The organism is Methyloversatilis discipulorum, from assembly GCF_018780585.1.
GTDB lineage: Bacteria > Pseudomonadota > Gammaproteobacteria > Burkholderiales > Rhodocyclaceae > Methyloversatilis > Methyloversatilis discipulorum_B.
In genome coordinates, this window is record NZ_JADMJL010000065.1 from 22,959 (window position 1) to 46,143 (window position 23,185).

Annotated in this window: 25 protein-coding genes; 8 read left to right on the forward strand and 17 right to left on the reverse strand. The window is 65.9% G+C overall.

All coding sequences use genetic code 11. The features are described 5' to 3' along the window. The first annotated feature begins 2 nt into the window (after positions 1–2). The 8 genes from IV112_RS20655 (at position 3) to IV112_RS20690 (ending at position 9,058) form a co-directional block, all read left to right on the forward strand. Positions 3–1,523: a Ni/Fe hydrogenase subunit alpha gene (locus IV112_RS20655; protein ID WP_304006910.1), complete on the forward strand. Its 1,521-nt coding sequence runs from the start codon at positions 3–5 to the stop codon at positions 1,521–1,523. Beyond that, the gene (locus IV112_RS20660; protein ID WP_304006912.1) at positions 1,520–2,014 is read left to right on the forward strand and encodes a hydrogenase maturation protease; all 495 of its coding nucleotides are present in this window, start codon (positions 1,520–1,522) and stop codon (positions 2,012–2,014) included. The genes IV112_RS20655 and IV112_RS20660 overlap by 4 nt, the downstream gene beginning before the upstream one ends. Beyond that, on the forward strand, positions 2,011–3,006 hold the full coding sequence (locus tag IV112_RS20665; RefSeq protein WP_304006914.1) for a HupU protein: 996 nt from the start codon (positions 2,011–2,013) through the stop codon (positions 3,004–3,006). The genes IV112_RS20660 and IV112_RS20665 overlap by 4 nt, the downstream gene beginning before the upstream one ends. Next, entirely contained in the window at positions 3,003–3,266 is a 264-nt protein-coding gene (locus IV112_RS20670) for a hypothetical protein (protein WP_020162848.1), read from the forward strand. The genes IV112_RS20665 and IV112_RS20670 overlap by 4 nt, the downstream gene beginning before the upstream one ends. Before the next feature lie 31 nt (positions 3,267–3,297). Further along, positions 3,298–4,761: a nickel-dependent hydrogenase large subunit gene (locus IV112_RS20675; protein WP_304006918.1), complete on the forward strand. Its 1,464-nt coding sequence runs from the start codon at positions 3,298–3,300 to the stop codon at positions 4,759–4,761. Positions 4,762–4,867: 106 nt separating this feature from the next. Then, the gene (locus IV112_RS20680; protein ID WP_304006920.1) at positions 4,868–6,280 is read left to right on the forward strand and encodes a Fic family protein; all 1,413 of its coding nucleotides are present in this window, start codon (positions 4,868–4,870) and stop codon (positions 6,278–6,280) included. 1 nt (position 6,281) lies between these two features. Beyond that, the gene (nikR, locus tag IV112_RS20685; RefSeq protein WP_304006922.1) at positions 6,282–6,782 is read left to right on the forward strand and encodes a nickel-responsive transcriptional regulator NikR; all 501 of its coding nucleotides are present in this window, start codon (positions 6,282–6,284) and stop codon (positions 6,780–6,782) included. A gap of 149 nt (positions 6,783–6,931) precedes the next feature. Then, positions 6,932–9,058, forward strand: coding sequence for a TonB-dependent receptor (locus tag IV112_RS20690; protein ID WP_304006923.1), 2,127 nt, complete (start codon positions 6,932–6,934; stop codon positions 9,056–9,058). 366 nt (positions 9,059–9,424) lie between these two features. On the opposite strand, the gene dbpA is transcribed toward IV112_RS20690, so the two are convergent. The 17 genes from dbpA to IV112_RS20775 form a co-directional block, all read right to left on the reverse strand. Then, positions 9,425–10,831 (reverse strand): ATP-dependent RNA helicase DbpA, encoded by a 1,407-nt coding sequence (gene dbpA / locus IV112_RS20695; RefSeq protein WP_304006925.1) that lies wholly within the window; start codon positions 10,829–10,831, stop codon positions 9,425–9,427. 98 nt (positions 10,832–10,929) lie between these two features. Beyond that, positions 10,930–11,442: a superoxide dismutase [Cu-Zn] SodC gene (gene sodC / locus IV112_RS20700; RefSeq protein WP_304006927.1), complete on the reverse strand. Its 513-nt coding sequence runs from the start codon at positions 11,440–11,442 to the stop codon at positions 10,930–10,932. Between the two features lie 103 nt (positions 11,443–11,545). After that, positions 11,546–12,022 carry a pyridoxamine 5'-phosphate oxidase family protein gene (locus IV112_RS20705; protein ID WP_304006928.1) on the reverse strand — a complete coding sequence of 159 codons (477 nt, stop codon included), beginning with the start codon at positions 12,020–12,022 and terminating at the stop codon, positions 11,546–11,548. A gap of 4 nt (positions 12,023–12,026) precedes the next feature. Further along, a complete protein-coding gene (locus IV112_RS20710) occupies positions 12,027–12,395 on the reverse strand; it encodes a cupin domain-containing protein (RefSeq protein WP_304006930.1) in 369 nt (122 codons plus the stop codon). Positions 12,396–12,494: 99 nt separating this feature from the next. Further along, complete coding sequence (locus tag IV112_RS20715; RefSeq protein ID WP_304006932.1) at positions 12,495–12,899, reverse strand: cupin domain-containing protein; 405 nt, start codon at positions 12,897–12,899, stop codon at positions 12,495–12,497. 87 nt (positions 12,900–12,986) lie between these two features. Beyond that, entirely contained in the window at positions 12,987–13,457 is a 471-nt protein-coding gene (locus tag IV112_RS20720) for a DM13 domain-containing protein (protein ID WP_304006934.1), read from the reverse strand. 48 nt (positions 13,458–13,505) lie between these two features. Next, a complete protein-coding gene (locus IV112_RS20725; RefSeq protein ID WP_304006936.1) occupies positions 13,506–13,934 on the reverse strand; it encodes a hypothetical protein in 429 nt (142 codons plus the stop codon). Between the two features lie 44 nt (positions 13,935–13,978). Continuing rightward, entirely contained in the window at positions 13,979–14,257 is a 279-nt protein-coding gene (locus tag IV112_RS20730; protein ID WP_304006938.1) for a hypothetical protein, read from the reverse strand. A 393-nt stretch (positions 14,258–14,650) separates the two neighbouring features. Next, positions 14,651–15,349: a class I SAM-dependent methyltransferase gene (locus IV112_RS20735; RefSeq protein WP_304006940.1), complete on the reverse strand. Its 699-nt coding sequence runs from the start codon at positions 15,347–15,349 to the stop codon at positions 14,651–14,653. 393 nt (positions 15,350–15,742) lie between these two features. Then, positions 15,743–16,219, reverse strand: coding sequence for a DUF695 domain-containing protein (locus IV112_RS20740; protein ID WP_304006941.1), 477 nt, complete (start codon positions 16,217–16,219; stop codon positions 15,743–15,745). Between the two features lie 58 nt (positions 16,220–16,277). Beyond that, a complete protein-coding gene (locus tag IV112_RS20745; protein WP_304006943.1) occupies positions 16,278–16,835 on the reverse strand; it encodes a hypothetical protein in 558 nt (185 codons plus the stop codon). Between the two features lie 426 nt (positions 16,836–17,261). Continuing rightward, positions 17,262–18,578: a DUF2254 domain-containing protein gene (locus tag IV112_RS20750; RefSeq protein WP_304006944.1), complete on the reverse strand. Its 1,317-nt coding sequence runs from the start codon at positions 18,576–18,578 to the stop codon at positions 17,262–17,264. A 78-nt stretch (positions 18,579–18,656) separates the two neighbouring features. After that, the gene (locus tag IV112_RS20755) at positions 18,657–18,983 is read right to left on the reverse strand and encodes a hypothetical protein (RefSeq protein WP_304006946.1); all 327 of its coding nucleotides are present in this window, start codon (positions 18,981–18,983) and stop codon (positions 18,657–18,659) included. A gap of 10 nt (positions 18,984–18,993) precedes the next feature. Next, a complete protein-coding gene (locus IV112_RS20760) occupies positions 18,994–19,446 on the reverse strand; it encodes a hypothetical protein (protein WP_304006948.1) in 453 nt (150 codons plus the stop codon). Between the two features lie 635 nt (positions 19,447–20,081). Beyond that, positions 20,082–21,620 (reverse strand): transposase, encoded by a 1,539-nt coding sequence (locus IV112_RS20765; RefSeq protein ID WP_304006950.1) that lies wholly within the window; start codon positions 21,618–21,620, stop codon positions 20,082–20,084. A gap of 155 nt (positions 21,621–21,775) precedes the next feature. Continuing rightward, positions 21,776–22,753 (reverse strand): hypothetical protein, encoded by a 978-nt coding sequence (locus tag IV112_RS20770; protein ID WP_304006953.1) that lies wholly within the window; start codon positions 22,751–22,753, stop codon positions 21,776–21,778. A gap of 123 nt (positions 22,754–22,876) precedes the next feature. Next, a partial coding sequence (locus IV112_RS20775; protein WP_304006955.1) for an Imm32 family immunity protein occupies positions 22,877–23,185 on the reverse strand: 309 nt, incomplete at its 5' end.

Sequence of the window (23,185 nt, forward strand, 5' to 3'; positions counted from 1 at the left end):
CCATGGATACGCGCCCGCTCGAAACCGCCGACAACCCTGCAGGCCTGCGCCGCATCGCGATCGATCCGCTGTCGCGCGTCGAAGGCCATGGCAAGGTGACGCTGCTGCTCGACGACGACAACCGCGTGCGGCAGGCGCGGCTGCACATCGTCGAATTCCGCGGCTTCGAGAAGTTCATCGAAGGCCGGCCCTACTGGGAAGTGCCGGTCATGGTGCAGCGGCTGTGCGGCATCTGCCCGGTGTCGCATCATCTCGCCGCGTCGAAGGCGCTCGACCGCGTGGCGGGCGGCTGGCCGGTGCCGCCGGCGGCCGACCGCATCCGCCGGCTCATGCATTACGGCCAGATCGTGCAGAGCCACGCGCTGCACTTCTTCCACCTCGCCTCGCCCGACCTGCTGTTCGGCTTCGACGCCGGGGTCGACCAGCGCAACATCGTCGGCGTGGCCGCCGCCTTTCCGGACGCTGCGCGTCAGGGCGTCATGCTGCGCAAGTTCGGCCAGGAGGTGATCCGCATCACGTCGGGCAAGCGCATTCATGGCACCGGCTCGATACCCGGCGGCATGAACCGTGCGGTCGACCCGGCCGAGCGCGACGCGCTGCGCGCCGAATTGCCGCAGGTGCTGGCCTGGGCGCAGGACGCGGTGTCGCTGGCCCGCCGGCTGCACGAGAGCCTGCCGGCGCGCTACGCCGACTTTGCCGACATCCCGGCCGCCATGATGTCGCTGGTCGGCCGCGACGGCGCGATGGAGCTGTACGACGGCGTGCTGCGGCTGCGCGAGTCCGACGGGCGCATCGCGGTCGACGGTTTCGACGACCAGCGCTACCGCGAACTGATCGCTGAAGCGGTCAAGCCCTGGACGTATATGAAGTTCCCCTACCGCCGCGACCTCGGTGTCGACGACGGCTGGTACCGCGTCGGCCCGCTGGCGCGCGTGCAGAACTGCGATTTCATCCCGACCCCGCGCGCCGAAGAGGCGCGCCAGACCTTTGTCGCCGCGCACGGCGGCCGGCCGGTGCACGCGGTGCTGGCCACTCACTGGGCGCGCATGATCGAACTGCTGCACGGCGTCGAGACGGTCGCCGCGCTGCTCGACGACGCGCTGATCACCGGCGGCCCGCTGAAGGCCGAGGGGCCGCGCCAGCGCTCCGGCATCGGCATCATCGAAGCGCCGCGCGGCACGTTGATCCACGAATACGAGGTCGGCGACGACGATCTGGTCACGCGCTGCAATCTGATCGTATCGACCACGCACAACAACCAGGCGATGAACGAGGCGGTGCGCGCGGTGGCGCTGCGCTATCTCGACGGCGAAACGATTACCGAAGGCCTGCTCAACCACATCGAGGTGGCGGTGCGCGCCTACGACCCCTGCCTGTCCTGCGCTACGCACGCGCTCGGCCAGATGCCGCTGGCGGTGAGCGTGCGCGCAGCCGACGGCCGCGTGCTCGACCACGTGCTGCGCAACTCGACCGGCGAACTGCTGCGCGACGGCCCGGCGCACGACGCCGAGGCGGCGCAATGACGGCGCCGCTGCTGGTGCTGGGCTGGGGCAACCCGAGCCGCGGCGACGACGCGCTCGGCCCGATGCTGGTCGATGCGCTGGCGGCGTATGCCGGACGCGCGCTGCCCGCGGGCAGCGTGGACTGCCTCAGCGACTACCAGCTGCAGATCGAACACGCGCTCGACCTGGTCGGGCGCGAACGCGTGCTCTTCGTCGATGCCGCGCGCGGGCTGGATGCCGCCTGTCAGATGCGCAGGGTCGAGCCGCAGCGCGAGCGCCAGATCACCAGCCACGCGCTGTCGCCGGAAGCACTGCTGCAGGTATTCGTCGATCTGCAGCGCCGCCCACCGCCGGTGTGTGATGTACTGGCCATCCGCGGCCGCCACTGGGAACTGGGCGAGCAGCCGGATGCGCAGGCCGTGGCCGATCTCGAACAGGCGCTCGCCCGGGCGCGCGGCTGGCTGCACGACGCCGTCGCTCGCGGCGCGCACACCGAAGGAGTGAATGCATGAACGTGCTCTGGTTGCAGTCCGGCGGCTGCGGCGGCTGCAGCATGTCGCTGCTGTGCGCCGACACCGACGATTTCCACGGCCAGCTGCGCGATGCCGGCATCGATCTGCTGTGGCATCCGTCGCTATCGCTGGACAGCGGCAGTGAAGTGACCGCGCTGCTCGGCCGCATCCTCGACGGCGATCTTCCGCTGGACGCGCTGTGCGTCGAAGGCTCGCTGCTGCGCGGGCCGAATGGCACCGGCCGTTTCCACGTCATGGCCGGCACCGGCCTGCCGATGATCGAATGGGTGCGCAAGCTCGCCGCAAAGGCGCGTCACGTGATCGCCATCGGCAGCTGCGCTGCCTGGGGCGGCGTCACCGCCGGCGGTGACAACCCGACCGACGCCTGCGGCCTGCAGTACGAGGACGACGTGCGCGGCGGCCTGCTGGGCAGCGATTTCCGCGCCGCGGGCGGCCTGCCGGTGATCAATATCGCCGGCTGTCCGACCCACCCGAGCTGGGTGCTGGACACGCTGATGGCGCTGGCCGCCGACGGCTTCACCGAAACCGACCTCGATACGCTGGGCCGGCCGCGCTTCTACGCCGACCAGCTGGTGCACCACGGCTGCACGCGCAACGAGTACTACGAGTTCAAGGCCAGCGCCGAGAAGCCCTCGGACCTCGGCTGCATGATGGAAAACATGGGCTGCAAGGGCACGCAGGCACACGCCGACTGCAACACGCGGCCGTGGAACGGCGAAGGCTCCTGCACCCGCGGCGGCTACGCCTGCATCAGCTGCACCGAACCTGGCTTCCAGGAACCGGGCCACCCCTTCCACGCCACCCCCAAGCTGGCCGGCATCCCGATCGGCCTGCCGACCGACATGCCCAAGGCCTGGTTCGTCGCGCTGGCGTCACTGTCGAAGTCGGCGACGCCGAAGCGGGTCAAGGTGAATGCGGTGTCGGACCACGTCGTGGTGCCGCCGGTGGCGCGAAGGACAAGATTGAAGTGACAGTGTTTCTGACCGCCACCTCGCCGTTCCGGGCCAAGGCGGATCTCATCGGCGAGCCGGTGGGCCTTCTGTTCGAGTTCATTGCGCGTTTCCTGTTCAGGATCATGTCCACCCTTTTCGGCCCGGAGGGCCAGGACGGTTATGGTCTGTCTGACTGGATACTGTTGATTGCGTTGTTGACCGGGGTGGCGATCGGGATCGCGTGGGCGGCGATGACGTTGATCCGCGTAACGCACAAGAAGGGAAAGGAAAGACGTTGAGGGTTACTGATAGCAAGAGGGCACTCTCCGCATGACCCGCCTCCTCGTCGGTCCCTTCAACCGCGTCGAGGGCGATCTCGAAGTGACGCTGGACGTCGCCGACGGCCGCGTCGCGTCGGCGCACGTCAATGCGCCGATGTACCGCGGCTTCGAGCAGATCCTGCGCGGGCGCGAGCCGCATGACGCGCTGGTGTATGTGCCGCGCATCTGCGGCATCTGTTCGGTGTCGCAGTCGGTGGCGGCCGCGCGTGCGCTGGCCGATCTCGGCGGCATCACGATGCCGGCCAACGGTCAGCACGTGACCAATGTGATCCTCGCCACCGAAAACCTGGCCGATCACCTGACTCACTTCTATCTGTTCTTCATGCCGGATTTCGTGCGGCCGGTGTATGCCAGCCGGCCCTGGCATGCCGAGGCGGTGCGCCGCTTCACGCCGCAGACCGGCGAACAGGTGCGCGCCGCGATCGCCGCGCGCCAGCGCTGGTTCACGCTGCTCGGCACATTGGCCGGCAAGTGGCCGCACACGCAGAGCATCGACCCCGGCGGCTCGACGCGCGCCATCGACGCCGCCGAACGGGTGCGCCTGCTGGCCCGCGTGCGCGAATTCCGACGCTTCCTCGAAACCCACACCTATGCGGCGCCGCTGGAACAGGTGGCCGCGCTCGATTCGGAAGCCGCGCTCGACGCCTGGCATCACTCGGCACCACTCGCCGACCCGCTGAACGGCGACCTGCGCTTCTTCCTGACCGTCGCGCGCGATGCGGCGCTGGCCACGCTTGGCGCCGGCCCCGGCCGCTTCCTCAGCTACGGCGCCTACCCGCAGCCCGAGGGCGGCACGGCGCTGGGCGCAGGCGTCTGGCACGCCGGCGCGCTGTCACCGCTCGACCCGGCCGCCATCCGCGAAGACGCCACGCACGCCTGGCTGAGCGATGCCGGCGGCCCGCAGCATCCGCGCAGCGGCGTCACGCTGCCGGAACCGGACAAGCCCGGCGCCTACACCTGGAACAAGGCGCCGCGGCTGGCCGGCGCAGTGGTCGAAACCGGCGCCATCGCGCGCCAGCTGGCGAGCGGCCATCCGCTCATCACCGATCTGGTCGGCCGTTACGGTGGCACCGTCTACACGCGGGTCGTCGCCCGCCTGCTCGAACTGGCGCGCGTGGTGCTCATGATGGAAGACTGGCTGCGCGCCGTGCGGCCGGGCGAACCCTTCTGCACCCCCGGCCGGCTGCCCGACGAAGGCAGCGGCGCCGGCCTCGGCGAAGCGGCGCGCGGCAGCCTGGGCCACTGGATTTCGGTGCGCGACGGCCGCATCGCCAACTACCAGATCGTTGCGCCCACCACCTGGAACTTCTCGCCGCGCGACGCCGCCGGCCGGCCCGGCGCGCTGGAGTCGGCGCTCGAAGGCGCGCCGGTGCGCGACGGCGAAACCACGCCGGTGGCGGTGCAGCACATCGTGCGGTCCTTCGATCCGTGCATGGTGTGCACGGTGCACTGAGTGGGTGGCAGGAGAAGCGGCGTATCGAATCGCGCCATATCCCGGTTGGCGCGATTCCCTTTTTTGTGCCAATATAGTGGCGCGATAATAGGATTGCGCCACTTAAATGACCCGGCCTCGATCGTCCATTGATCCGCATACGCTCGCCGCACTGATCGCCCGTCACGAAGAGGGCGTCGGTGTGGACGGTCTGCTGCGCGTGCTCGGCGACGGCGTTGCACGCCGTACGCTGCAGCGCCGACTGGCCGAACTGGTTGCGCAGGGCCGCGTGCTGACGCGCGGCGAGGCGCGGGCGCTGAAGTATTTCCCGGCGCCGGCGGGTTCTGCATTGACGGAGATGGAGCCCCTGCCGTCCGCCGCGCCGGCGCCTTATGTGACGGTGTCGGCCGAGGGCGCCGAGCTGCGCGACCTGGTGCGCCGGCCGCTGCATCTGCGCCGCCCGGTCGGCTACGACATCGGCTTCGTCGAGCGCTATCGCGCCAATGACACCTTCTATCTGCCCGAGCCGCTGCGCGCGCAACTGCACGCGCTCGGCCGCTCACCGGTCGGCGAAGCGGCGGCGGGTACCTTCGCCGGCGACATCCTGAACCGGCTGCTGATCGATCTGTCCTGGGCCTCGTCGCGGCTGGAGGGCAATACCTATTCGCGGCTCGATACCGAACGTCTGATCGAACTGGGCGAGATCGCCGAGGGCAAGGACGCGCTCGAAACGCAGATGATCCTGAACCACAAGGCGGCCATCGAGTATCTGGTGCATGGCGCCGGCCGCATCGGCGTCGATCGCGAAACGCTGCTGTCGCTGCACGCGCTGCTGTCCGACGGCCTGCTGCACGATCCCCAGGCCGGCGGCCGGGTGCGCAGCCGCGCGGTCGAGATCAGCGGCTGCGTGTATCGGCCGCTGGCGCTGCCGCAGCAGCTCGACGAACTGTTCGGCATCGTCACCGACATCGCTGCCGACATCGAAGACCCCTTCGAGCAGGCCTTTTTCCTGATGGTGCATCTGCCCTATCTGCAGCCCTTCGAGGACGTGAACAAGCGGGTGTCGCGGCTGGCCGCCAACATTCCGCTGATCCGCACCAATCTGTGCCCGCTGTCCTTCATCGACGTGCCGCAGCAGGCCTATGTCGATGCGATGATTGCGGTCTACGAGCTGAACCGCATCGAGCTGCTGCGCGACGTATTCGTCCAGGCCTACGCGCGCTCCTGTCAGCAGTATGTCGCCGTCAAGCAGCAGCTGGTGCCGCCCGACACCTTCCGCCTGCGCCACCGCAAGGCGCTGACCGACGCGGTGCGCGCCATCGTGCTAGGCGCGCGGCCGGCGAGTGCGGCGGCCGCGCGCGAGGCGACGCCGGCCGCTGTGGCGGCGGACGACCGGGCGCGCTTCGTCGAACTGGTGCTGCAGGAGTTCCGCTCGCTGCACGAGGGCAATGCGGTCCGCTTCGGCCTGCGTCCGCTGGAATTTGCCGACTGGCTGGCCACACACGGCGGGTCGATCAACACGAGCTCATCGGAGTCATGACATGCAGCGCTTCACCATTTCCCTCGACGACCAGCTGGCCGCGCAGTTCGACGACTGGATCGCGCAGCGCGGCTACGGCAATCGTTCGGAGGCGGTGCGCGACCTGTTCCGTGCCGAACTCGACCGCACGGCGCAACAGACCGGCAGCGCGACGCACTGCGTGGCCTGCCTGTCCTATGTGTTCAACCACCACGAACGGGACCTGGCCGAGCGCATCATCAGCCTGCAGCACGCGCACCACGACCTCACGGTGTCGTCGATGCACGCCCACCTCGACCACGACTACTGCCTCGAAACCGTCATCCTGAAAGGCGAGATCACCGCAGTGCGGCAGTTCGCCGACGCGGTGTGCGCCGAGCGCGGCGTGCACCACGGCAAGATCAATGTGATCAGTGTCGAGCTGGACGCCGGCCACCACCACGCGGGCCCGGGCGGGCATCGCTACACACGGCGGCACGAGCGTGGCGGACACGGCCACGTGCACATCAAGCCCAGCACCTGACGCCAGCGCCGCTGCCGCAGCATCGATCGGAATGGCAGCGCGCTGACCACCGCACGACCGACCGTCGCGCCGAAACGCTTGCCCGGCGTGGTGCGGCGACTGGCACGCTTCTCGCGTATGAAGACTGTTCCAAATCTTCATACAAAAAGATGAACGCGAAAAAAGACTTGTCCGGGAAGGTGTTGCGGGCGCCATCGGCGTCCGTGCAGGGATTTCTGCCGCTGCTGTGCGTGCCCGTCATCGGGGCATGGGGCACCGCGCTGGCGCACGAAGCGGCGCCGTCGGCCCACCACCTCGACGCGGTGACCATCGAGGGCCATTACGACAACGCGATCGGCACGTCCGATGCCGCCAGCCAGGGCCGCGTCACCGCGCGGCTGATCGAAAACCGGCCGACGTTGCGTCCTGCCGAGGTGCTGGAATTCGTGCCCGGCGTCATCGTCACGCAGCACAGTGGCGGCGGCAAGGCGAACCAGTACTTCCTGCGCGGCTTCAACCTCGACCACGGCACCGACTTCGCCACCTATATCGACGGCATGCCGGCGAACATGCCGACGCACGCGCACGGCCACGGCTATACCGACCTGAACTGGCTCATCCCGGAACTGGTCGGCCGCATCGACTACCGCAAGGGCCCGTACTACGCCGAAGAGGGCGATTTCGCGTCCGCCGGTTCGGCGCGGCTGCGACTGGTCGACCGCCTCGACTACGGCACCGCCGAAGTTACCCTCGGTCAGGATGGCCACCGGCGCGGCCTGCTGATGAATTCGCACGCGCTGGGCGCCGGCACGCTGCTGTACGCGCTCGAAACCTCGCGCAGCGACGGCCCTTGGGACAACCCGGAAGACTTCCGCCGCATCAACGGCGTGCTGCGCTACACGCTGGGCGAGGGTGCGGACCGCACCGCATTCACCGCGATGGCCTACACCGCGCGCTGGGACTCGACCGACCAGATCCCGCTGCGCGCCGTGCAGTCCGGCCTGATCGGCCGCTACGGCACGGTGGACCCGACCGACGGCGGCAAGACGCAGCGCTACAGCCTGTCGGTCGACCATCAGCGCGCCTACGACGACGGCGCCTTCCGCTTCAACGCCTACGCCATCCAGTCGGAGCTGGACCTGTGGTCCAACTTCACCTACTTCCTCGAAAACCCGGCCGACGGCGACCAGTTCCGTCAGTCCGAACAGCGCACCGTGCTCGGCATGGCGATGAGCCGCAGCTGGGACGGCCAGTTCGCCGGCCGGCCGATGACCAACACGCTGGGCGTGCAGCTGCGGCACGACCGCCTGAGCCCGGTCGGGCTGTATTCGACGGTCGCGCGCAGCACCACCGGCGTGATCCAGCAGAGCCGCGTGCGTCAGACCAGCGTCGGTCTGTTCGGCGAGAACAGCGTGCAATGGACGCCCTGGCTGCGCAGCCTCGCCGGCCTGCGCATCGACCGCTACGACTTCGACGTCGCCAGCTCGATCGCCGCCAACAGCGGCGACGCCTCCGACCACATCGCCTCGCCCAAGCTGTCCTTCGTGTTCGGGCCGTGGGCGCGCACCGAGTACTTTGTGAACTACGGCTACGGCTTCCACAGCAATGACGCCCGCGGCACCACGGCGCGCGTCACCGCCAAGGGCGGGCTGCCGGCGGACCCGGTCGACGCGCTGGTGCGCACCAAGGGTGGCGAAGTCGGCGTGCGCACCGAGTGGGTTCCCGGGCTGCAGAGCTCGCTTGCCGTGTGGACGCTAAAGCTGGATTCGGAACTGCTGTTCGTCGGCGACGCTGGCGAAACCGAGCCCAACCGCGCCAGCAAGCGCAGCGGCATCGAGTGGAACAACCGCTGGACGATGCGACCCTGGCTGCTGCTGGACCTCGACATCGCCGCCTCGCGCGCCCGCTTCACCGAGGACGACCCGGCCGGTAACCATGTGCCGGGCGCCGTCGACCGCGTCGTCGCCGCAGGCGTGAGCCTGACCGAAGACAACCCGCTGGCCAACGGCTGGTTCGGCCACCTGCAGCTCAGGCATGTCGGCCCGCGCCCGCTGGTCGAGGACAACGCGGTGCGTTCCGACTCGACCACGCTGGCCTATCTGCGCGTCGGCCACCGCCTCACCCGCGACCTGCGGCTGATGCTGGACGTGTTCAACCTGTTCGACAGCGGCGACAACGACATCGAGTACTTCTACACCTCGCGCCTGCGCGGCGAAGCGGCAGGCGGCGTCGATGACCGCCATTTCCATCCGGTCGAGCCACGCAGCGTACGGCTGACCCTGAATGCGCGGTTCTGAGTGCTTGAACTGTGCGGGCGGCCGGAGCTCGGGTGGGTGTGGGAGGGGTCTTGACCCCGACAGCGGCCGGTATCGGAGTCTGAGGCCTGTCGCCGCTGCGTCGCGGCCAAGGCCGCTCCCACAAGGATCGCTCCCTGTTCGCCGCCGGAGCGGGGTTTTGTGGGAGCGAGCTTGCTCGCGATTGCGGCTCGAATCGAAGCCGCCGGCCCGCCAGCGCCGCATCGCGACCAAAGGTCGCTCCCACAGGGGCTGAGCCCGATCCGTCGCCGAAGCCTGGGCGCGGGTTCTGTGGGAGGTGTCTTGACCCCGACAGCGGCCTGAATCCAAGCCTGCAGACAGCAGCGGCTGTGTCGCGACCGAGGCCGCTTACTCCTCCACCAGCTTCACCTTCACGTACCGCCCCTTCACCATGCCGCCATCCAGCCGCAGCACCGCCTCCTTCGCGATGCTGCGGTCGACGGCGACGAAGGTGAGGTAGTCGGTCACGTCGATGCGGCCGATCTGTTCGCGGGTGAAGCCGGCGTAGGCGGTGAGCGCGCCGAGCACGTCGCCGGGGCGCATCTTTTCCTTGCGGCCGCCCAGTATCTGCAGCGTGGCCATCGGCGGTACCAGCGGTGCGTCGCTGGACGCTTCGAGTTCGGCCAGCACTCCCCACTCCAGCGGACGACCCTGCGCTTCCTCGATGCGCTGCGCGCGCACTTTCTCGAACGGGGCGACCAGCGCCCAGGCCGCGCCTTCGGCGTCACCGCGGCCGGTGCGGCCGATGCGGTGCACGTGTACTTCGGGGTCGGGCGTCAGTTCGACGCTGATCACCGCGTCCAGCGCGTCGATGTCCAGCCCGCGCGCAGCGACGTCGGTCGCCACCAGCACCGACACGCTGCGCTGGGCGAAGCGCAGCAGCGCGCGGTCGCGGTCGCGCTGTTCGAGGTCGCCCGACAGTTCGATCGCCTCGATGCCGGCTTCGCGCAACGCCGCCACCACCTCGCGGCAGCGCCGCTTGGTGTTGCAGAAGGCGATGGTGCTGACCGGCCGGTAATGGCGCAGCAGGCGCAGCACCGCTTCCGGTCGCTGTGCCTCGTCGACCTCGAAGAAGCGCTGGCGGATCTTGTGTTCGGCGTGCTGCATCTCGACGGTGATGCGTTCCGGTGCGCGCAGGAACTGCGCCGCAAGGCGTTCGATGCCGTCCGGAAAGGTGGCCGAGAACAGCAGCGTCTGCCGCTCGCGCGGGCACTGGCGCGCGACGTGCGTGATGTCGTCGACGAAGCCCATGTCCAGCATGCGGTCGGCCTCGTCGAGCACCAGCGTATTCACGCCGCGCAGGTCGAGCGTGGCGCGTTCGAGGTGGTCGATGATGCGACCCGGCGTGCCGACGATGACGTGCGCGCCGTGCGACAGGCTGTCGACCTGCGGGCCGATCTTGCTGCCGCCGCACAGCGTGAGCACCTTGATGTTGTCGTTACCGCGCGCCAGGCGGCGGATTTCCTTCGCCACCTGGTCGGCCAGTTCGCGCGTCGGGCACAGCACCAGCGCCTGCGGCGAGAACCAGCGCGGGTTCAGCCGGGCCAGCAGCGGCAGCGCGAAGGCGGCGGTCTTGCCGCTGCCGGTCTTCGCCTGCGCGATCAGGTCGCGCCCGGCCAGCGCGACCGGCAGCGCGGCGGCCTGCACCGGCGTCATCGCGTCGAAACCGAGCGTGCGCAGGTTGGCGAGGGTGTCGGGCGACAGCGGCAGGCTGTCGAAGGCGGTGTCGGGGGAGGGGGAAGCAGCAGAGGTCATGCCGGATTATCCGCGATCCGGCGTCGCGGCGCCCCTGGTCAACTGTCGCAGCCCTGCCGCATGCAGCGGGGCTGCGACCGAGTGAGCGGCAATGCCGCTCAGCGGATGACGCCGCAGGCCACGCGGGCGCCGCCGCCACCGAGCGGGGCCGGGTGGTCGGCGTGGTTGTCTCCGCCGGCGTGCACCATCAGCGAACGGCCGGCCACGTCGGCCGCTTTCAGCCGCGGTGCGAGCACCGGGTTGGTCGCGTTGCCGGCCGCGTCGACATAGAGCGGCGGCAGATCACCCAGGTGACCGTCGCCCCAGGGCGTACCGTGCTTACCGCTGGCGGCTGGATCGTAATGGCCGCCGGCCGCCAGCGCCGGCACCTTCTTGCCATCCTTGTCCATCGGCTCGCAGCTCGGGTTCTGGTGCACATGAAAGCCGTGCAGTCCCGGCGGCAGGCCCTGCAGTGCCGGCGTGAACACCAGACCGTAACGCGTTTCCGAAATCGTCACATTGCCAACCGGCGTGCCGACGCCCTTTTCGTCCACCACGCTGACCGGAACCACGACATCGGCGCTGGCCGCGCCGCTCGCGGCCATCATCAACGCAAGAATCATCTTTTTCATCTGACATCCTCCTTGAGCTCGTCCTTCGGATGCGACGCCATCGAACCGCGCGCGTCGTGCGACAAGCATATCGTCATCAAGCCGCAAGGCGGACGACAATCTTTCAGGCGCGACCGGCGACGATGTCGGCTAAGCCCGCTGCCGTGAGCGAGTACGCCTGCGCGAAGCCGCCGACGAAGCGGGCCGACAGCACCGTGATCATGAACAGCGAGAAGTCGCCGAAGGAAAACAGCTCCTCGCTCTCCGGCAATCGGGCGAGATAGGCAGCGCGCGCCGCTGCGTAGCCGGGCGCTCCGGGCGGACAGGGTTCCGCCCGCCCGCGTACGCTCAGCCGCGGCAGCGCCAGCGGTGAATCGCCGTGCGCAAGCGGCGCCGTCACCAGCAGCGATACTTCGGGATGCGCCCGCATGTCGGCGGTGTGTGCGGCCAGCCCGCTTACGTGGATGACGAAGCGGGCGTCCTCGCTCACGGCCCAGGGCACCATGGACACCGCCGGTTCGCCGTCGTGCAGGGTGGCCAGTGCGGCCACCGGCTGCACGGCCAGCAACTGCCGCAGCGCGTCGGCCTGTTCGGTGTTCATGACCTCAGGCGCGCCAGGGCAGGTCCATCACCGTGCCGTCAGGCAGCGACACGGCGCCGCCGAGCGGCATGGCCGACACGAACTCGCTGTGCGTTTCGGCGAAGATCTGGTGCACGGCGTGTGCCGGCAGGATGAGCGTATCGCCCGCCGCGTAGCGCACCTCCTCTCCGTCCACCGTGGCCCGTCCGCTGCCGCTCAGGAAGAGCACGACTTCCTCGCCATCGTGGCGGTGCGGCGGCGTGGCCGAGCCGGCGTCCATGCTGCCGCGCCACAGCTCGACCTGCTGCGCGCCGCTACCCGGCGTGGCGACGCCGGCGATATGGTTGCCGCCCATCGAGTGGGTGCGATTCCGTGCATGCGGAAAGACGATCATGAGAGGTCTCCGTAAGGGGGCTCAGAACCGGCGCCAGTGTGCCCGGCGCGGACGCTCGATGCCGTGAAACGCGCCACGGCCGGCGGGTGCGACCTTCTTTCAGGGGGATACGCCCGGCCAGGGCGCCACCTTGTCCTGTTCGGCCGGGTCGTTGCGGGCGACCACCGCGCGTGCCGGCCGGGTCGGACTGAGATTCACCGCCTCGTGCGGCACCCCGGGCGGTACGAACAGGAATTCCCCGGCGCGGCTGATCACCTCATGTTCGAGCGCCTCGCCCCAGCGAGTGAGCACCTCGCCTTCCAGCACATAGATGCCCGTCTCGTAGCCGAGGTGCACGTGCGGCGTCGAGCGCGCGCCCGGCGGAATCACCACCAGATGCATCGACAGGCCAGTGGCGCCGACGGACTGCCCGGAAATGCCGACGAAATAGGGCAGGCGCTGCGCGGTGGCGACTTCGACCGTCGGCACGACGGTCTGCACGCGGGGTGAATCGGCGGTGTGCATGGCATGCTCCCTGAGGGCTCGGTGACGCGCCGCCGTCCGCGCTCGGCGGAGAGGACGCAGCACGCCCGACCGCGGGCGTGCCCGTCGCTAGCGGTAGCGGGCGGCCGTGATGAACTGGTTGAAGGTTTCGCACCACACGATCACCGTCGAATAGGCGGACGGATCGACCGAGGCAGGCAGCGGCACGACGAAGTTGCGGAAGGTACGGACATCGCCGACCCGCACCATGCGCGCCTTCAGGCGCTGGAAGTCGGCTTCGGTCTCGACGAATTCCGGCGACAGATAGAGCTTGTAATCCGGGCCGGGCGCCAGCTCGCCCTCGAACACGATGGCCTCCGCGCCGATCGACACCTTGCCCTCGCCCCAGTGCAGTGCATCGCTGTCTTTCAGATCGCGACGGAACTGCGCTTCGTACCGGGCCGAGGTCGCCTGCGCGGCCACCTCTTCGGCCGATGGCGCAGGCGGCGCGATCAGGATGGGCAGCGCGTAGATGCCGAGCGCGAAGCCGGCCGCGGCCGACAGGGCGTGCGTCAGGGCGAGGAGCAGCGATTTCTTCATGGCGTGTCCGGTCATCAGGGCGGCGGCATCACGGAGCCGCCATCGGCGTCAGCGCCCGCAGCCGCATGGCGTGCGGCCGCGGCCGTTACAGAAAGTGCAGGGCACGTACCGGCCGAGCACCAGGCCGGCGCTGCCCGGTCCCTCGCCCGAACCATGGCAGATGCCGCAGAGCACAGAGCCGCTGTTGCCGCAGCGCTTGCAGTCCGGGGTGCCCGCTGACATGCTGCGCCCGCGGCGGCCCGTCCGCGGGCGCTCGCCGATGCGCAGGCCGAGCTTCTCGGCAATCAGGCCCGATACCGCCAGCAGTGCGACGGTGAGTACGCCCTTGAGCCAGACGGGCGGCATGTCGGCTGACCAGATCAGTCCCAGGCCGCCGAAGACTGCACAGACGACCAGCAGCTCGAGCAGGGTGCGCCAGAACAGCAGGATCAGGCACGCGCCGGCAAGGGTGAGGGCGACGAGGGCTTCGGGCGTCATGATGACCTCCGTCAGGGCACGGGTCGCGTGGCGGGCCAGCCGCGCTATTCGTCCTTCTTCGGCTCCAGCACGAACACCATGCCCAGCGCGCCGACCGAGATCGTGCGTTCATTTACCGTCGTGTAGGACGCGATGCCGAAGGGATGATACGTCGACGTGAAGGCCGTCAGTGCCCCGATGCCGAGCACGCCGGCCAGCGGGCTGCGTTCGGCGATGACCTCCTTGATCTTCGTGCGGTGCTGCTCGGGCGAAGGATTGAGCAGAAACGCGGCGGCGGTCACTGCCGTCGCGACCACTGCGGAAATGACTGCGGTCTTGGCCATGGCGAAGTGGGCGGAGCGATTGAGAGTAAGGGGCAAGGCAGTGCATCGACCGATAAGCGTGCGCGGGGTCGGAAACAGCGCGGAAGGCGCCAGCGAGCGCCCGTGCCCCCCTTCGGTGCCTGGGTCAGCGGCACTGCATGGCGGTGAACCTTACCGCGCAGTTGATCCGGTGTCTCCCCTGACATCGTCCGCCGATATGGACGGCTCGACGCGTGGCGCCCGCGTGGGCGCGGCGCTGCAATCGGACACTACCGCCGGAAAGAAAGCCGAAAAGCCGCTGGCGCCGTTACCCGCGCGCGATCTTCTTGGGACTCGACGCTACCGTTCACCCGCGGTCCGGTTGCCGCGAACTGGCGAGGGCAACCGGACTGGAAACGACCGTCTCACGGTATTTCACGTCGAGCGCCTTGCGCACCACGCATGGACGAAACCTGCCTGGTAGAACTGGACAGGACGGCTGAAGCCACCGCGTCCGATAATGGCCTCGATCTCTGCCGGCGGGAGGATGGCCACATCCTTCTCCCATGCCTTGTGTGTTCTCTCGATCGCGTCCGCGGGTACGTTGGCTGCGTGAAGCATGCTCACCCAGGCTTTCAGCAAGGCCTTGTATGCCGGTGAGCCGACTGTCGACGACAGATCTGCGCTGGCCAGAATGCCCTCAGGGCGCAGCCTGGCAGCGATGGACTGGAAAAAGCGGGCACGCTCGTCCTTAGCAAGAAAGAACTGCGAAACCATGAAGCAAGTCGCTGCGTCGTGGGGTTCAATCGCGGGAAGCGATTCCAGATAGCCTTCGTGAAACGTGCAGCGCGAGGCGAACGACTCCTTCTCCGCTCTCTGTCGACAGACATCGAGCATCGCTCCGGAAGGCTCCACTGCCGTGAAGCGCCAATGCGGGAATTTTCTGGCCAGATAGGAAAGCTCCGCACCGGCTCCCAGGCCGACGCAGAGTATCCGAGCGTTCTCAGGCAGCTCGGAAAATATCCATTCGAGCTGGAAATGAAGGCCTTCGTGAACGGGCGCAAGTTTCTGCTGCTGCTGTTCATAGCCGGAAGCCTGCTGATCAAACACGGCTCTCAGTTCGTCTTGGTTCATATCGCCTCGTCTTTGTCATATCGAACAAACCAGCTACGAATCACTTACTGCGAGGTGACGCCGCGAACGGACTTTCGCAGCGTGTGCGCCGTCGCGGCGCCTACGGCAAGTCGTGCGTACAGCGCAGTCATCTCTTCAGTGCATGGCGACCCCGGCGCACTTGGAGGCCCAACCTTGTCGGCACAGGGCGGCGTGCGCTCGGCGCAAGACGTCTCTCGAGGCAGGGGCAACGGTGCGCTCCGACCGGAGCGCACTCGCGCGAGGCGCTGAACCGGTACTGCGTTTACGACTTGCTATCTCGCACCTGCTTCAGCTTCGCAGCGCCAAAATTCTGTTGGAAGCGTTTGTCTGCGACCGCGGCTCGTCCGCTCCAGCGAGGCGTCAGGCCTGCCGCTAATGCCGCAGTCGATCCAGGAACGCCTGATAGTTCGACCACTTTGGGTCATCTGCGATGTGGATTTCGATTGGAAACGGCGGCTGCGCCCCAAGCGCCTGATTCAGTCGAGCGAAGAACACTTCCTCGGACTTTGCGTAGTAGATCCACTCACGCAAATCCTCGCCTGTGGATACCAACGCGAGCGTCGCGAATCCGTCCACTTCCACGACGGGCCCAAGAAGATCTTCCATCGCGTCCATACGCTCTCGTTCGCGCGGCACAGGCATTCCATTTGCACCCTTGTACTTCCACAGGATAATGGCTCGAACCGGCTGACTGGCACGATTGAAGCCGGGCTCAAAGTCGCTGACATATCGAAAGATGATGACGCGTCCAGTCTCGTTGTTCTTCGAGGTTGCTGTGCCCCACGTCTCGGCCATCACCATCCCGCTGAAAGTCAGTGCGACGGCCATCGGGATCAGAAGACGTTTCACGGCAGGCCCAACGCCTTCTTGAGCAGCGAGGCAGTCCGCTGGAACACATCGTTGGGCGTCACCATTCGTAGCTGTCCAGCTTCACCGTATTGCCAGTCTGGCGGACGACGCGGAGCTTCGAATTCTTCACATCCAAGTGCCAGTCGGCGTTGCTTGGGACGACAGCGACCTGTTTCAGATTGGCCCCCGTTTTGTCAGCGACATAGAGGATCGTGCTCTTGTTGTCCTTGTCACGCACCGCCGCGAGTAGCTTGGCCTTCGGTTCTCGTTTCGAGATGCCATGGTTGTTCTTGATGTAAGGCGCGTGCTCTCCGCCAGAAAACACCATGGCGCCGTCCTTGAAGCCCGCTTCGAAGACGACGACTTGGACCGCGCCAGGAGCCCGCTCCTTGAAGAGCAAAGAGACCGCTCCGTTGCTCGGGTCAAAAACGGCGATGTTCACGGCTTGGGAGCCACCCTTGCTGTCCAACGTAAAGCCGCGGTCGCCCTCCGTCACAACGGCTCTGTAGTAAAGCCCTGTCACAGGGTCGTATGTGTCGATCCGATCGAAGCCGTAATAGTCAGCACCGGCGGGGACGACGACGAGCAGGAGGCTTAGTGCGAGGATGCGGATCATGGCTTTTACCTGTGACGCCGAACGTCGCAGTTGTGCGGACGCCGGAGCGCGGTCCGCTCGAACGCAGTGTTGGACGGCACCGCGACCGTCAGCGAAGGCACGTTGTGCATGGCGAAGCCCTTGCCCCTACAATTGATCTGAACTGAAACGGGCCAGCAGCGCTTGCGACGCCTCGCCGCCCTGAATGCCCCGAAACACTAGCACAAGGGCATGGCGTAACAAGGGGCGAACGCACTTCTGCACGGAGTGCGGCGCTTGCCAATCGCACATAGGGTTGCGGGCGCCTGCTCGGGCATGAGACGCCGACTTGGACCGCCCGCCAGAAACACCAAGAACCGGTGACGTTCAACGCCTGCGCTCAGCGGCGGGCGAAGCCCGTTCGCTGGAGCGCTTTGTTAGGCGGCGTGAGGTGAGAGTCAAGCATTGTCAGTCCCGATCCAACGATGCAGCGCGCTCAGCCTCTGACGAGGCATCTGCCTCTGTGAGCTGCGCCGCGTCCCGAACGGCCGCCACGTCCTCCGCCAGTTTCAGCGCCATTTGCGCTCGCTTCAGCGCGAGCTGCGCGTGGTACTGGGCGGCCTCTCGCATTTCCGCATGGCCGACCGATGCAAGAGAGCGCAGCGCCTTTTGCAGCCGCACTGATACCTCGACCACCCCAGCGCCGTCACGGGCAATCGCCGTGAAAGCGTCATCGAACATATCCCGCACCGAGACTTCGGGTACTTCTACGCGGTCGTATTTAGGCGCATCTTCACCGTCATCCGTCGCGGGCTCCCCCAAAAGAGAGAACAGACGCACCAGTGTTCCGACGATATCGATCGCCGTGCCGGGATCATTGACGGCGGGCGACAGGGCACGACCGGCGATCTCCGACAGGACCACCAGACCAAATCGTGGGTCGTCGTCGAAACGACGATCACTTCCGATCAGGAATGACTCGACGACACCCTTGCAATCAATCCGGTTCCGATCTCCTGGGCGGGTACTGACGTACGCCAGTGCTCGGCCAGAGGCGGCGAATGTGCCCGGCAAGGCGGCTACTGCCACCCGCACCTCGTTCTCCTCCGCCCACGTCTGAAGCGCGGCGATGTCGATGTGCTGCACGTAACCCACGCTCGTCGCGAAAACTGCTTGGCCGCGCACCTGCGACCTCGCAGGCGCCCCGTGAAGGGTTGGCGCATCCCGTCGCCGCTTCAGTGCGGCCGCAGTCGCCTTTTCAACCTTGTCGATCGTCGACCCCATTCGCCCGAGGCGGGCGATGCTGTCAACCCAGCGCACAAACGTAAGGATGACGATGCTGAATACGATCACTGTCAGCATGAACAGGATAAACAGACCTGCCGTCCCGAAGTACTCGTTCTTAGCCGCCGTGAGAGCCACGATGCTGAAAATGAATGCACCGACAAAGGTCGAAAGGGCGTTCTGGGATGTGTCGTCGGCAACGATCAACGTGAATGATCTCGGAGTCGCCGTGCTACTTGCTGAGGCATACGCCGATACCATCGACGCCACCGAGAAGGTGGCAATCACCAGCATGCTGGAGGCCATGATGGACAGCAGGGTCTCGATGGAGTCCGCTTCGATCTCAGGCACGACCCGCGCCAGCGTAGTGCCATCAGCAAGCTTCGCGGCGAATACCGTCGCGATCGATAGCAGGCAGACTGCCAAAGGCCTCACCCAAAGTCGTTCGCGAACCCGATTAAGGAGAACCCTGACGCGGTCCGCCGAAACTATGGAAGCCATCTCAATCTCCCCTGCGCCGCCTAACGTGGAAGCGAGCGGCGCGCGCGGCTTTTCGCGGCGGTCCGATCGACGGCAGTGTTATGTGTTTTTGCCAAACATTGCATTGAGAATTCCGTACACCATTTCATGTGTTGTCGAGTTACCGCCGAAATGAATCAACTCGTCATCTTTCGAGAGGAAAGCCAAGTACGGATGCGCCTCAACTCCATCGAACTCGACACCGGATACATCGTCAATCATGCAGGCAATCTCAAAGGCGAGCTTTCCGGTTAACTCTTTAAGTTGGTCACCCATGACGCCCGCATCCTCAAGGTGATCTGCGATACGGGCGATCATTTCACCGGTGAAGACTTCCTGCTGCTTCAGATAGGCTTCTGGATCAGTGTTCAGCTTCATATTGCTCACGCATAACGTGCTAGCTCACGGGCGCCGCCGGCTTTCCGGAAGGCATCCCTTGGAGCGGCGGGGTAGCCGCCGATGCCTGCCATATGAGCAGCTTGGCGGCGAGGAAGGACGAGACAAATGAGAGCAAGGCGAGAACGAGAAGTCGAAAGTCTTGCTCTACGCCAAGCTGCCCCAGATAACCAGCAAGATAAGTGAGTCCGCCAAAAACCAAGGTATAGGCGGAACTGAGGAAGAATGGCTTCCACCATGGCAAGGAAGCTGAGAGTTGCTTAGCGCCCAGAGAAAAGCCAACCGCAACAACGAAGGCAGCGACGGTGATGATCCAGAGGACAACCTGATATGACGGCCCTCGACCCAATGCACGTTCGTACTGGTCGAACCCGTAGACGGAAACAGCCATTGCCCCGGCGGCCCAGCCTACGAAGCCGAAAGTGAAGGTGGCGATTGTCTTGAGGCGGCTCATACGTAGGCGGCTAACGTGGAAGTGATCGGCCTGCGCGGTTTTGCGCGTAGGTCCGGTCGACGGAAGGGTTAGGCGTCGCTTGTGCCCAGCTGATGCGATTGCCTTCTGCTTCGGAATTCATGTTGAGTTCCCACTTCGAGCGTGGCCAGATTGCCGGCTACCAGCCAATGGCTGAATCGCCTGGTTCAACTCCGTCTAGCACCAGAGGTAGTTCTTGGATGCTTGTTCGCTCGTACATCGGATCAGACGGTAGGTGAATCTCTGACCAGAGAAATCTGTCTTCGTCGCCCCTTGAGGCACGCTTCTTTGCTAGGTGATCACCCCATGATCTCGCCCTCTCAGCTGATTCAGCAGCGATTGAGAGGACAGCGACCCATTCGTAGTCCTGATCGTCCGGCTCGGCCAGGAGATTGCGAAACCAACCGACGTACACCCAGCGGTTCATTTTGCGACGCCTAACGACGCTGTAGAAAAACCCCATTCGGGGGCAAGCGGCTGCTGCCGGCCTTGGCCGGATTGAAGTCGTTCATCCTCATTTCAGCCTTCCGATCTTCGCTTCATCGTCGTCCCCTGACGTCAGCCCCGGCCGCTGCCCGGCGCGCTCGAAATGGCGTCGGCTTCTCCCGCCAGCTTACCTAATTCGCGTATCCATGGTGCCCGAGCTTTTCGATGTTGTGCACCATGCAGTACAGCTTCCACTGCCCATCCACCTTTGTGCGCCCGCGCAGCGTGAATCGGGCGAGCCGTTTGTTGTGCCGAAGGTTGCCGAACACCGGTTCGACGGTGGCGAAGCGCGCGGCGATCATCCGTTTGCCCTCAATTGAATCGATACGCCGCTTCATCCGCTCGGTGTGTGACTCAGTTGAGTCGCGCTTGCCGCGGAAGAAGGCGACCTGTCGCACCTTCGTCGTCTCCGGCGTGCGCAGGCAGCGGCTGCGCTGATCGCACGGCACGCAGTCGCGGGCCGCACCGGTGTACTTGGTGGCGGCGTATCCGTTGATCGTGCATTCGCCGCCGTCGCGATACAGCCGTTTGCCCGCAGGGCAGATGCAGTGGCTGCGGTCCTGCGCTTCGGTGAAGTCGATGTTGGCGTAGGGCCGGGTCTTGCCTGCAGCGCGTGCCCGTTTCGCCTTCTCGCTCTTGTCCCACAGCGCATCGGGCTTGGCCTTGTGCCGGGCCTGATCGGCGTACCGTGGGTCGCGTTGCCGGTAGCCGTTGTCGCACACCCAGGCGGGGATGTTCCGGCTATCCAGTCCAGCGAGGTTCTTCTCGGAGTGGTAGCCCGCGTCGGCGCAGATCGCCGTGTGCTGTTCTCGCTGAGTGAGGATTGCGTCGACCACGGGCAACAGCAGTTCCTGTTCCGACCCGGTGCCGTGCGCCTGGGCATCGACCACGATCTGGTGCGCGGCATCGACGGCGGCCACGCCCGTGTAGCCCTGGATCACGCCCTTGGCGGTGGCCATCTTGGCCGAGTCATTGTCGGTGCGGTTGCTCAGGCGCACGGCGCCTTTGGCGCCGCGCCGCTCGTCCGGATTGCGCGCGAGCCAGTCGCGGATCTTTGCTGCTTCGTGGCTCAAGCGTTCGCGGGTGCGCTGCGCGCGGGCGGCCTCGTCGTCGCAGCTGGCGGCATCGCGCGCCTTCTGCTCACCGATCATGCGCTGCACGGCCGCTTCCATCTTCACCGCCTCGCGCTCGAAGTCGGCACGTGTGCCGCTCTTCACTTTCGATGCGTTCGACGGCAGCTTCACGCCGTCGATGGCGAAGAGCTCGCGCCCGATCAGCCCCTGGCGGTCGCACACCAGCAGGACCTCGGTGAAGAGCATCTGCGCTTCATCGCCCAGACTGCTGACGAAGTGCGCGACGGTGGTGAAGTGCGGAGCGCTGTCACCGGACACGGCCATGAACAGCACGTTGTGGCGGCACGCGCTGGCGATAGCGCGCGAACTGATCAGCCCGCGCGAGTAACCGAGCAGCACGATCTTGAGCAGCACCGCAGGATCGAAGGCCGGGGCACCGCCCGCGTCATTGGCGTAACGGGCGCGCAAGGCCGACAGATTGAGCTCGGTGTCGACCAGGTGGCAGAGCGCGAACTCGAAGGTGCCGGGCAGCACCTGCTGCGCGAAGTCGACGGGGATGAGCTTTAGGCCGTAGTCGGCTGTCTTGAATCGCGGCATCGCAGGGCTCCGCAGAGGCGATGACCGATCATAACAACGGCATGTGAACGGCGGCGGGGTGTGAGGGGTTTTTCTACAGCCTCAACGTTTGACATGAGGGGGGCATGAAGGTCGTAGGCCGGAGTGCGTCCCCTCGATGGAAGAGTTGGGCGTCATCATGCGAGCTGTGCGCCAGAGAGGGCTTGAGATTCACGGTCATGCAGATCGACTACCGACTTGAGGGATTCATGGACGACACCAGAACCCATTGACTCAATGTAGCGACAAGCGGCAAAGGCCGCGGCCTTTGCCTCGTAGCCGGCAATCCACTGATTGCGAACTGCGACTGACTCAGATCGGACTGGCCAAACTCCAGGGCGCGGCCGCATGTGTGCGGAGATACCGATGCGCCATGGTTTAGCAGTGAGCCTTGCACGAAAGCAGTTTTGATTTGTACACATGCGGGCGTAGACGGGGTCGACAGACACCTTGGTGAAGAAGCGTTGAACTTCTTCGGCTGTGGCTTCAAACGTTCGATGCGTTGCCAGCACGCGATACCCTGCTGGAGTTCGGTATAGACGTAAGTTCCAGGTGGGATTCTCTGCAATGAAGCTGGCGATCCGTTCGCGTGCAATGCGCTCCGATCCTCCGCCCGCCAGTACAGCCAAGCGGGCGAACAGATTTGCTATCGGTGCGGCGGCGACGAGAGAGGCAAACAACAGACCAAAAGTTGTGCCCCAGCTTCGCAGAGAAATTCCAATTGTCACTGATGCGACAGATAAGGCAACAAAGGTGAAAAGCGCTGGCTTGGCGCTCCGTTCGGGCGTGAAGTCTATGTCCGCGAACAGAGCACTCGGAGAGTTGAGGCAATGCGCTCCGTAAGCGTTGCGAGTGATGACGACTTCTCCATGACGGGCCAGGACCTCTTCTCGGATTGGGATGCCTGCCGCGCCGTTGTATGCAACTTTGCGCTCTCTCCGCTCTAGCTGTTCTCCTGCGACGATGCGTTGGAGAGCTTCGTCAGCACGTGCCTCAGCGATGAGTCGTGCGTCAGCTTGACTGGACATGGACCAGCCGTACCTGCGAACGGTGACTTGCTTGGCGGAGGTTTTGTACTGCCTTCGGGCTTCGGCCCAATACTCGGGAACGATCATCTTTTTATATGCCGGAGGAGGTGCAGATTATGACGCCCAATGTGAAGGTGAGGGGCGACGGGCCGCCCCCCCCCGGCACGGCCTCCCAGCGGCGAAGCCGCGCCTCGACCGGCAGGTTAGAGGTCATTGGCAGCACTCCGGGTTAAACACAACAAAGTGCGGTGAGCCCTCGAACGAATGGTCACTGTCCGAAAGATGTTCGTGCTCCCAAGCCTTGCGACGGGTCTCCATTCCGTTCGCACAAGACACAAGAAACTTGGCAATACGACGCAGTTCGTCGGAAGTTGCGACGAGGGTGATTTCTGCGAGCTCGGCGGGAACAATGTCCTCACTGGCGCGACCTTCGTCAGCGTAACCGTGGATTTTCACCGTGACCTCTAACGACGCTGTAGAAAAACCCCATTCCGGGGCAAGCGGTTGCTGCCGGCCTTT